Annotated in this window: 6 protein-coding genes and 1 riboswitch; of the genes, 4 read left to right on the top strand and 2 right to left on the bottom strand. The window is 76.1% G+C overall.

Annotation, left to right across the window (positions count from 1 at the left end; translation table 11 throughout):
- Window positions 1–40: 40 nt before the first annotated feature.
- Entirely contained in the window at window positions 41–2,095 is a 2,055-nt protein-coding gene (locus AC1050_RS18850; protein WP_482388941.1) for a DUF4214 domain-containing protein, read from the bottom strand.
- A gap of 185 nt (window positions 2,096–2,280) precedes the next feature.
- Window positions 2,281–4,326 carry a DUF4214 domain-containing protein gene (locus tag AC1050_RS18845; protein WP_482388940.1) on the bottom strand — a complete coding sequence of 682 codons (2,046 nt, stop codon included), beginning with the start codon at window positions 4,324–4,326 and terminating at the stop codon, window positions 2,281–2,283.
- 213 nt (window positions 4,327–4,539) lie between these two features.
- Between AC1050_RS18845 and AC1050_RS18840 the strand changes: the two genes are divergently transcribed.
- The 4 genes from AC1050_RS18840 (at window position 4,540) to gcvT (ending at window position 10,802) form a co-directional block, all read left to right on the top strand.
- The gene (locus AC1050_RS18840; RefSeq protein WP_482388939.1) at window positions 4,540–5,625 is read left to right on the top strand and encodes a lactate/malate family dehydrogenase; all 1,086 of its coding nucleotides are present in this window, start codon (window positions 4,540–4,542) and stop codon (window positions 5,623–5,625) included.
- A complete protein-coding gene (locus AC1050_RS18835) occupies window positions 5,622–6,197 on the top strand; it encodes an ACT domain-containing protein (protein ID WP_482388938.1) in 576 nt (191 codons plus the stop codon). The genes AC1050_RS18840 and AC1050_RS18835 overlap by 4 nt, the downstream gene beginning before the upstream one ends.
- Before the next feature lie 78 nt (window positions 6,198–6,275).
- Window positions 6,276–6,398: riboswitch (glycine riboswitch) on the top strand.
- A 211-nt stretch (window positions 6,399–6,609) separates the two neighbouring features.
- Window positions 6,610–9,621, top strand: coding sequence for an aminomethyl-transferring glycine dehydrogenase (gene gcvP, locus AC1050_RS18830; RefSeq protein WP_482388937.1), 3,012 nt, complete (start codon window positions 6,610–6,612; stop codon window positions 9,619–9,621).
- On the top strand, window positions 9,618–10,802 hold the full coding sequence (gene gcvT / locus AC1050_RS18825) for a glycine cleavage system aminomethyltransferase GcvT (RefSeq protein ID WP_482388936.1): 1,185 nt from the start codon (window positions 9,618–9,620) through the stop codon (window positions 10,800–10,802). Before gcvP ends, gcvT begins: the two co-directional genes overlap by 4 nt.
- Window positions 10,803–10,839 lie beyond the last annotated feature (37 nt).

The raw sequence follows: 10,839 nt of genomic DNA, 5'->3' as shown, positions 1-10,839 counted from the left end.
CCGGACGGCCCGGTGGGTGCGGGCCGTCCGGTGCGGGGGTTCAGGCCTTCCGGAAGTACTCGTCGCTGGCGATGATGCCGCCGATGATGGCCTCGACGCGTTCGCCGTTCTGGATGCGGGTGACCCAGGAGCGTCGGCCGGTGGGGTCGATGTGCCGGCCGAGCAGGTCGACGTAGTAGCCGTCGACGACGGTGGTGAGGTGCTCGGAGGAGATCAGGAAGCCGAGCGCGACCTGGCTGCGTGAGGTGCCGCGTGCCAGGGCGTTGGTCCAGCTGCGGATCTCGGCGGGGGCGGCGGTGCGGCCCAGGACGTGCTGGTAGAGCCGGCTCACCCAGGCGGCGTCGGTGCCGCCGGCGCGGCGGTAGTACTCGTCGGAGGCGACGAACCCGACCTCCATCTGCTGGATGGTGCGCCCGGTGCGCATGGCCTGGAGCCAGGTGGCGGCGCCGTGGGCGTCGGGGGCGCGGTCGAGGTAGCGCTGGTAGGTCGCGGCGATCAGGCGGGAGCGGTACTCGTCGGAGTAGGTGATGGAGTTGGCGACCGCGATCCGGGGAGTGCCGGAGGTGAGCTTGGTGGTCCAGTTCTGCAGGCCGCGCGGGTCGGGCTGGCGGCCGAACAGGTCCGCGTACACCCGCGTCACGTAGCGCACGACGCCGGCGGTCGCGGCCGAGGGGCCGACGGTCAGCCGCGCGGTCGCGCCCGTGGAGGTGGTGGTCACCGCGGCGTCGGCCCCGGTGACGTCCCACGTCTGCCCCACCGGCAGGGAGGGGTTGGCGAACGGCGTGCGCTGCGGCTGGAGGTCCAGCAGGAAGCTGGTCGGGTACCCGTAGACCGGGTCGGTGAGCAGCAGGCGGGCCTGCACGCCCGCCCAGGCCGGCTCGTGCAGGGCGTCGGCGCCGACCGCGGGCCGGTAGTCCACGAACACCGGTCCCAGGTCCGACGCGAACGACACGCCGCGCACGCCCGTCGTCTGGGACAGCGGCGTCACGTCGACCGCCGTCGTGGTCACGACCGGCCCGGTGACCGCGCGCACGTTCGCCCAGCCGAGCCGCTGGGCGAAGCCGGAGCTGATGCTGCCGGGCGAGCCGAGGTCCCGTCCCTGGCCCATGACGTCGGTGTTGTCCCCGTACTCGTTCCAGACGCACGGACCGTCGGCGCTGAGCGGCGTGCGCGCGCCCCCGGGCGTCGTGCACTGGAGCGTGTTCGCGTGGCCGAGGCCGAAGTTGTGCCCGAGCTCGTGCGCGAGGACGTAGGTGTGCGCCGCGCCGTTGAGCCAGATGGCCCCGCCGTTGATGTCCGCGAGGCCGGCGAAGTCGCAGTCCGGGTGCTCGGGGAACCAGAGCGCGACGTGCTGGCTCCGGCCGACGGGCAGCGCCGTCTGCTCGATCACGCGCGCGAGCAGCCGGTCCACGTCGCAGGTGGCGGGACGGGGGACGGTGACCGCCGCGTGCAGCGAGGTCTGGATGTCGACGCGCGCGCCGCTCTGGCGCTCCCAGTACTGCTCGGTGCCGACGGCCGCTGCCTGCAGCTCCGCGGTGGGCACCGCGTCCGACGCGGTCCACCGGACCGGGACGACCACCAGCTGGTGCAGCCCCGTGGTGGCGGCCGCGGTGGGTCCGCCCGGCTCGGGGGCGGACCCCGTCGCCACGGCGTCGACCACCTGGGCGACGCCGGCGGCAGCCTGCTCGTCGGTCCCGGCGACCAGCGCGACGACCTCGTCCTGGTCGAGCCCGGCGGGCGCCTCGATCGTCACGAGCACCTCGGCGCCGGCCGGCAGGCCGTCCGCGGGAGACGTCTCGGTGCCGACGGTCGGCGCCTGCACCCCGGACAGGTCGATCATCGTCCCGCCCACGTCGGCGAAGGCAGTGGTGACGGAACGCTCCTCGGCGTGGGCTCCGTCCTCGGCGTGCGCGCCCTCCTCGTGCAGCACCGGGTCGGCGATGCGGTAGACGACGCGGCCGTCGACCTCGACCCGCTGCGTCAGGTCGTCCGCGGCTGCGGCGACGGGGAACAGCAGGCCGAGCAGCGCGGCCACCACGGCGGCGGAGCCACCTCGGCGGTGCAGGCCTGGTCGGCGGGAGACGGTGGCAGTCATGCGTGGTCCTCCTGGTGGCCCGGGCGGGCGGGGACGAGCGGACGGGCGGACACGACGACGCGTCACCCCTGTGCGCCCGATGATGCTCCGCCGTGCGAGCGCGCGGGCCCGTTCCGGCCGGGACGACCCGGATGGCGCAACGACACCGGACGGCCCGGTGGGTGCGGGCCGTCCGGTGCGGGGGTTCAGGCCTTCCGGAAGTACTCGTCGCTGGCGATGATGCCGCCGATGATGGCCTCGACGCGTTCGCCGTTCTGGATGCGGGTGACCCAGGAGCGTCGGCCGGTGGGGTCGATGTGCCGGCCGAGCAGGTCGACGTAGTAGCCGTCGACGACGGTGGTGAGGTGCTCGGAGGAGATCAGGAAGCCGAGCGCGACCTGGCTGCGTGAGGTGCCGCGTGCCAGGGCGTTGGTCCAGCTGCGGATCTCGGCGGGGGCGGCGGTGCGGCCCAGGACGTGCTGGTAGAGCCGGCTCACCCAGGCGGCGTCGGTGCCGCCGGCGCGGCGGTAGTACTCGTCGGAGGCGACGAACCCGACCTCCATCTGCTGGATGGTGCGCCCGGTGCGCATGGCCTGGAGCCAGGTGGCGGCGCCGTGGGCGTCGGGGGCGCGGTCGAGGTAGCGCTGGTAGGTCGCGGCGATCAGGCGGGAGCGGTACTCGTCGGAGTAGGTGATGGAGTTGGCGACCGCGATCCGGGGAGTGCCGGAGGTGAGCTTGGTGGTCCAGTTCTGCAGGCCGCGCGGGTCGGGCTGGCGGCCGAACAGGTCCGCGTACACCCGCGTCACGTAGCGCTGCGTCTGCGCGGCAGCCCCCGTCGGGCCCACGGAGACGACGGCGCTCGCGCCCGTCGAGACCGCGGTCAGCCGCACCTGGGCGCCCGGCACCTCCCACGCGTTCCCGACCGGCAGGAACGGCCGGGTGAACGCGGGCTGGGCCGGCTGCTGGTCGAGCAGGTAGCTGGTGGGGTAGCCGTACCGGGCGTCCGTGAGCACGAGGTGGCTCTGCAGGCCGGCCCAGCCCGGCTCGTGCAGCGCGTCGGCCCCGACGGCCGGCCGGTAGTCGACGAACACGGGACCGGCGCTGGAGGAGACCCGCAGGGCGCGCTGCGCCGACGTGCTGGCGAGCGGGGCGAGCGCGACGTCGCGTGCGGCGGTCGCCGGCCCCGTCACGTCGGCGATCGTGGCCCAGCCCAGGTGGTGGGCGAAGCCGGTGCTGATGCTGCCGGGCGAGCTCAGGTCGCGCCCCTGGCCCATCACGTCCGCGTTGTCCCCGTACTCGCGGGCGGTGCAGGTGCTGGTGTCGGCGGCGAGCGGGACCCGGGTGGCGCCCGACGTGCAGGTGAGCGTGTTGGCGTGGCCGAGCCCGAAGTTGTGCCCCAGCTCGTGCGCCAGCACGTACGTCTGCGTCGCCCCGTTCAGCCAGATGCTGCCGCCCGTGATCGTGGCTCGACCGGCGAACGGGCAGTCCGTGCGACCCGGGAAGTGCACGGCGACGTGCGTCGTCGCGCTCGGCGTCACACCGGGGTTCGTCGCCAGGGCGCGCGCCATGATCGCGTCGACGTCGCAGGTCGCGGGCCGCGTGACGGCCTGCGCGGGACGGACGGAGGTCCGGATGTCGACGCGGCCGGCGCTCTGCCGCTCCCAGTACTGCTCGGTGCCGGTCGCGGCGGTCTGCAGGGCGGCGGTGGGTGCAACCGCGCCGGCCGTCCACACCACGGGCAGGACGACCAGGTCGTGGGCACCGGCGAGGGCGGCGGGGGCGGCGAGGTCCGCGGTGGGCACCGGGGCGACCGCCACCACCTCCGCGCCGGGGTCGGCGCCCGCCGGGGCGTCCTCCGCGGACGCCGCCTGCGCCACGGCGCTGTCCCGGTCGGTGCCGGGCTCGGCCTCGAGGGTCACCACGACGGGTGCGCCTCCGGGCAGCGCGTCGGGAGGAGGGGCCTCCGCGCCGGTCACGGGCGCCTGGAGGTGCGACAGGTCCAGCAGGACGCCGTCCACCTGCGCGTAGGCCTGGAGCGTCGACCCCTCGTGGAAGTGCTCCTGGTCGCCGTGGGGGAGCGGGTCCGCGACGGCGTAGACCACCGTCCCCTCCACGTCGTGCTGCACGGCGCGCGCCTCGTCCGCGACGGCCGCCGCGCCCGGCAGCCCGAGGAGCCCGAGGATCCCGAGGACGGTCGCCGCGGCGGCGCCCCGCCCGGGGACGGCACGTCGCCGTGCACCTGTGCCGGTCATAGGAGGTCCTCCTTCGCCCGGCGCACGTGGCGGCAGGCGGGTCGTGGTGTCGCGTCCGCGGGCCCGCACGGTCGTGCGGCGTCCGGGGGCGCGCGGCGGCCCGGGCCCGACGCCGCGGACCCGGCGGATCTACGGCTCCCATCGGGCGGCGTGCTCCCGCGGTGAGCGGTTCCGTGACACGCGGCCGCCACGCGCGTGCCCTAGCCTCGGCCCGTGGACGTGGCGGTGCTGGGAGCGACAGGGGACGTCGGGCGACAGGTGTGCGCCCAGCTGATCGAGCGGCGGGTGCTGCCGACGACGTCGCGGCTGCAGCTGGTCGGCCGCCCGGGCGGGGCGTCCGGGCGCGCGTCCTACGGCTTGCGCGCCGACCTGGTGGACGCCTACGACGAGCACGCCCCGCTGATCGACGTCGCGCTGGACCCGGACGACGTGGTGGCCGACGTGATCGTGCTGACCGCCGGGCGCACCGCGCCCGCCCGGGCCGGGGCGATCCAGGACCGTGCCGCCCTGGCGGCCGAGAACCACGCGGTGTTCGCGTCGTACGCGCGCGCGATCGCGGAGCACGGCTCGGGGCACGAGGTGGTCGTCGTGGTGTCGAACCCCGTGGAGCTCGGCGTGGCCGTGGTCGCGGCCGAGCTCGGGCGGCACCGGGTGATCGGGATGGGCGCGTGGCTGGACACCCTGCGGTTCCGGCGCGAGGTGGCGGTGTCCCTGGGCGTGCGCCGGCACCGGGTGGGCGGCTTCGTGGCGGGCCAGCACGGCGACGACCTGGTGCCGCTGTGGTCGACGGTCCGGATCAGCGGCCTGGACGTCGACGAGCGGCGGCGGGCCGTCGACCAGCTGCGCGGCGGGCGGTCGCTCGACGGGTTCGGTGCGGAGATCGACGCCGCGAAGGGCGCGCTCGCCGGGTTGATGGCGGACGACGTCGCGGCGGCGTTCGACCTGGTCGAGACGTGGCCGCCCGACCTGCGCGGCGTCGCGCGGCCGTGGCTCACGCACCAGAGCGGCGCGAAGACCGCCGCCGCCACGGCGAACGCGACCGTGGACCTGGTGGACACGATCCTGGACGGGCGGGACATCGTCGTCGCGGGGCAGGTGGCGCTGGCCGGCGAGGTCGCCGTGGCCGGGACCCCGCTGCACGGCGTGCTGGGGGTCCCGGTCGTGCTGGGGCCGGAGGGGTGGACCCGGGTGCTGCTGGACGAGCCGGAGCCCGACGAGGCCCGGCGGCTGCTCACCACCGCGGGCCGGATCGACGCGATGCTGCGGCCGTGGGGCCTGGACGCGGGGGCGGCCCGGTGAGCGCCGTCGCAACGGCCGGGCCGGACCGGACCTGGGTGGCGTTCGTGCACGGGGCGGACGCGACCGGCACCATGACCGCGCTGGCCGGGGTGTTCTCGACCCGCGGGGTCTCGTTCGGGTCGCTGAGCACGGGGGTGGCGGCCGACGGCGTCGGGCTGATCGTCGTCACGTTCACGGCCTCCGAGCGCCGGCAGCGGCTGCTGATGCGGACGGTGCGCCGGCTGGCGGCGGTCCGCTCCGCGCAGGTGCGCGCGACGGACGACCCGGCGGTCCGGGCGGCCGCGGTCGTGCAGCTGCCGGCGTCGGCCGGGCCCTTCCGGCCGCCGGCCGACGCGGCGGTGCGCTGGTCCGGCGACCCGGCCGCGGGTCAGCCGGTGCTGGTCGAGGGCCCGCTCACGGACGTCGAGCGGGTGGTGGCGGTCGCGCGCGCGCAGGGCGCCGTGTCGGCGGCGACGGTGGTGCTGCCGCTGCCGGACGACGTCGACGGCGCCGACGCCGCCCCGCACACCGCCCCCCACACCGGGCCGGCGGTGCCGCCGCCGGGCGGGACGCAGGAGTTCACGCAGCCGTAACGGCCGGGCGGGGGCCCGGCGGGTGGATCCGGTCCGGTCCGCGGCTACGCTGTGGCGCAGACAACTCAACACGCTGCTCGAACCGCGGCGGGAGAGCCCTCCCGCACGGCCTGCCCGCCCCGCGCGCGCCGGCCGGTCGCGAGGCGCCGAAGGAGCAACCCTCCCCGGGAAACTCTCAGGCCCCCGTACCGTCGTGGCGAGGCAACTCTGGAAAGCGACCGGCCCACCCAGGGCCGGTCCACCGACGGTGCAAGTCGGCGCGCCCCGGCCCTCACGGGCACGGCGGACCGGCAAAACTCTCAGGTCGTGCGCGCCCGGGCCCTGCCCGCGCGCGGCGGATGACAGAGCGGGGAGGCCGCGCCACCCCCGCACGTCTCGTCCCCGCCCGCTCGTCCGATCCCGGAGCAGCCGCGTGACCTTCCTCGAGCACCTTCCCGTCGACGTCCGCACGACCGACGCCGGCACCCCCGCCCCCGTCCGCGACGCCGACCGCACCGACGCCGCCCGCGGCTTCGCGGACCGGCACGTCGGCCCGCGCACGACCGACCTGGACACGATGCTCGCGCACGTCGGCGACGGCTGGCCCGGCCTCGACGCGCTGATCGACGCCGCCGTGCCCGCCAGCATCCGCACCGACCGCCCGCTCGACCTGCCCGCGGCGCGCGGCGAGTCCGAGGTGCTGGCCGCGCTGCGTGCGATCGCGGACAAGAACACCGTGCTGACCCAGATGATCGGCCTCGGCTACCACGACACCGTGACGCCGCCGGTGATCCGCCGGAACGTGCTCGAGTCCCCGGCCTGGTACACCGCGTACACGCCGTACCAGCCGGAGATCTCGCAGGGCCGGCTCGAGGCGCTGCTGAACTTCCAGACCGTGGTCGCCGACCTGACCGCGCTGCCGGTCGCGAACGCGTCGCTGCTGGACGAGGCCACGGCCGTGGCCGAGGCCGTCGCGCTGATGCACCGCGCCGCCAAGGGGCGCACGGGCGTCGTGGTGCTGGACGCCGACTGCCTGCCGCAGACGCTGGCCGTCACGCTCGGCCGCGCGGAGGCCGCCGGGCTCGGCGTGCGGGTCGCGGACCTCACGGCCGGGCTGCCCGACCTGGGCGGCGAGCCGCTGGTCGGCCTGGTGCTGCAGGCCCCGGGCGCGTCCGGCGCCGTGCGGGACCTCGAGCCGCTGATCGCCGCCGCCAAGGAGGCGGGCGCGCTGGTCACGGTCGCCGCGGACCTGCTGTCCCTCACCCTGCTCACCCCGCCCGGCGAGCAGGGCGCGGACATCGCGGTCGGCTCGGCGCAGCGGTTCGGCGTCCCGCTGTTCTACGGCGGCCCGCACGCCGCCTACATGGCGGTGCGCACCGGCCTGGAGCGGTCGCTGCCCGGCCGCCTGGTCGGCGTCTCGATCGACGCCGACGGCGCCCGCGCCTACCGGCTGGCCCTGCAGACCCGCGAGCAGCACATCCGCCGCGAGAAGGCCACGAGCAACATCTGCACCGCCCAGGCGCTGCTGGCGATCGTCGCCTCGATGTACGCCGTCTACCACGGCCCCGACGGCCTGCGGGAGATCGCCGAGCGCGTGCACGCCCGCGCCGTGGCGCTCGCCGACGGCCTGCGTGCCGGCGGCGTGACCGTCCAGCACGCTCAGTTCTTCGACACGGTCCGCGCCGCGGTGCCGGGCCGGGCCCGGGCCGTCGTCGCGGCGGCCGCCGCGCGCGGGATCAACGTGTGGGCCGCGGACGACGACCACGTGCAGGTCACCTGCGACGAGGTCACCACCGAGGCGCACGTCGAGCAGGTGCTCGCCGCGTTCGCCGAGGGCGCCGCCACCGGCGCCCGCGGTGCCGCCGACGGTCTGGGCACGCCGGCCATCCCGGCCGCGCTGCGCCGGACCACGGACTTCCTGACCCACCCCGTGTTCCACCGGCACCGCTCCGAGACCGCGATGCTGCGCTACCTGCGCGCGCTGTCGGACAAGGACCTGGCCCTGGACCGCACGATGATCCCGCTGGGCTCCTGCACGATGAAGCTCAACGCGACGGTGGAGATGGAGGCGATCTCCTGGCCCGGGTTCGCCGGCCTGCACCCGTTCGTCCCCGCCGAGCAGGCCGCCGGCTACGCCGAGCTGATCGGCGACCTGACCGCCTGGCTGGCGGAGATCACCGGCTACGCCGCGGTGTCCGTGCAGCCGAACGCCGGCTCGCAGGGCGAGTTCGCGGGTCTGCTGGCGATCCGGGGCTACCACGAGGGCCGTCGCGCCGAGGCGATCGCCGCCGGTGCAGCCCCCGAGGACGTGCCGGTGCGCGACGTCTGCCTGATCCCCGCGTCGGCGCACGGCACCAACGCGGCGTCCGCCGCGCTGGCCGGCATGCGGGTGGTCGTGGTCGCGACCGCCGAGGACGGGTCCGTGCAGCTGGACGACCTGCGCGCCAAGCTCGAGCAGCACGGCCCGGTGGTCGCGGCGATCATGATCACCTACCCCTCGACGCACGGCGTCTACGAGGAGGACGTGCGCGAGGTCTGCGACCTGGTGCACGCGGCGGGCGGCCAGGTCTACATCGACGGCGCCAACCTCAACGCGCTGGTCGGGCTGGCCCGCCCGGGCGAGTTCGGCGGCGACGTGTCGCACCTGAACCTGCACAAGACGTTCTGCATCCCGCACGGCGGCGGCGGCCCCGGCGTCGGCCCGGTCGGCGTGGCGGCGCACCTGGTGCCCTACCTGCCGGCGACCGACGCGGTGTTCACCGGCGACACCGGCGCGCTGGCCGGGGGCTCGGCACCCGCGGTCTCCGCCGCGCCGTTCGGGTCGGCCGGCATCCTGCCGATCTCCTGGGCCTACGTCGCGCTGATGGGCGGTGACGGCCTGCGCCGCGCGACCGAGACCGCGGTGCTGTCCGCGAACTACCTGGCGTCCCGCCTGGCCCCGCACTTCCCGGTGCTCTACACCGGGCCGGCGGGGCTGGTCGCGCACGAGTGCATCCTCGACGTGCGGACCCTCACCAAGGAGACGGGCGTGACCGCCGAGGACGTCGCGAAGCGGCTGATGGACTACGGGTTCCACGCCCCGACGCTGTCGTTCCCGGTCGCCGGCACGCTGATGGTCGAGCCGACCGAGAGCGAGGACCTGGGCGAGCTCGACCGGTTCGTCGACGCGCTGGTGGCCATCCGCGGTGAGATCGAGGCGGTCGCCGCCGGTCGCTGGCCGGTCGCGGAGTCGCCCCTGCGCAGCGCGCCGCACACCGCGGCCGCGCTGGTCGCGGACGACTGGGACAAGCCCTACGGCCGCGAGCTCGCGGCGTACCCGGTGGCGAGCCTGCGCGCCGGCAAGTACTGGCCGCCGGTCCGGCGGATCGACGGCGCGCACGGGGACCGCAACCTCGTCTGCGCCTGCCCGCCCATCGAGGCCTACGCCGAGGAGCCCGCGCTGTGAGCGACCCGATCACCACCACCGAGGTCCCGGCGACCGACGAGGCCACCGGCGTCGTGCTCTCGCCGCTGCACGCCGAGCACGAGGCGCTGGGCGCGACGATGACGCCGTTCGCGGGCTGGATGATGCCGCTGCGCTACGCCGGCGACCTCGCCGAGCACCAGGCCGTGCGCACCGCGGCCGGGCTGTTCGACCTGTCGCACATGGGCGAGCTGCACGTCGACGGCCCGGGTGCGGGTGCGGGGCTGGACGCCGCGCTGGTCGGGAACCTGTCCGGCCTCGCGGTCGGCCGCGCCCGCTACACGATGATCACGCAGGAGGACGGCGGGATCCTCGACGACCTGATCGTCTACCGGCTGGCGGACGAGGAGTACCTGGTCGTCGCCAACGCGTCGAACGTGGCGGTCGTGCGCGACGCGCTCGCGGAGCGGCTCGCGCCGTTCGAGGCGTCGCTGACCGACCGCTCGCTGGAGACGGCGCTGATCGCCGTGCAGGGCCCGCGGGCCGCCGAGATCGTCACCGGCCTCACCGAGCCCGCCCACGTCGAGGCCGTCCGCGACGTGAGGTACTACGCCGGCGTCCCCGCGACCGTGGGCGACGTCGACGCGCTCGTGGCCCGCACCGGCTACACCGGCGAGGACGGGTTCGAGCTGTTCGTCCCCGCCGCCGCCGCCCCCGGCCTGTGGCGCGACCTGCTGGCCGCCGGCGCCCCGCTCGGCCTGGTCCCCGCCGGTCTGTCCGCGCGGGACAGCCTGCGGCTCGAGGCCGGCATGCCGCTGTACGGCAACGAGCTCGACCGCACGACCGCGCCGCACGACGCGGGTCTCGGGCGGGTCGTGAAGCTCGACAAGGTCGCCGCCGACGGCAGCCCGCTGCCGTTCGTCGGGCGGGACGCGCTCGCCGCGCGCGCGCACGCCACGCCGTCCCGGGTGCTGGTCGGCCTGGTCGGCTCGGGCCGGCGTGCCGCCCGGCACGGCTACGAGGTGCTCACCGGCACCGCGGACGACGCGGTTGTCGTCGGCCGCGTCACCTCCGGCGCCCCGTCCCCGACACTGGGCACGCCGATCGCGATGGCGTACGTGACGCCCGAGGTGAGCGCGGTCGGCACCGAGCTCGCCGTCGACGTGCGCGGCCGCCGCGAGCCCGTCCGCGTCGTGGCGCTGCCGTTCTACCGGCGCGCCTGACCCCCACCGTCCCCGATCCCGCGAGAACCCGGAGAGC

This window comes from Cellulomonas sp. NEAU-ZC6 (assembly GCF_056844425.1).
Note: the sequence above shows the minus strand (reverse complement) of the source record. Positions and strands in the feature narration are given on the sequence as shown.

Bases quoted from the DNA above. Each gene is read 5' to 3' on its own strand.
- AC1050_RS18850 (WP_482388941.1), bottom strand. From the start codon at position 2,095: ATGACTGCCACCGTCTCCCGCCGACCAGGCCTGCACCGCCGAGGTGGC.
- AC1050_RS18845 (WP_482388940.1), bottom strand. From the start codon at position 4,326: ATGACCGGCACAGGTGCACGGCGACGTGCCGTCCCCGGGCGGGGCGCC.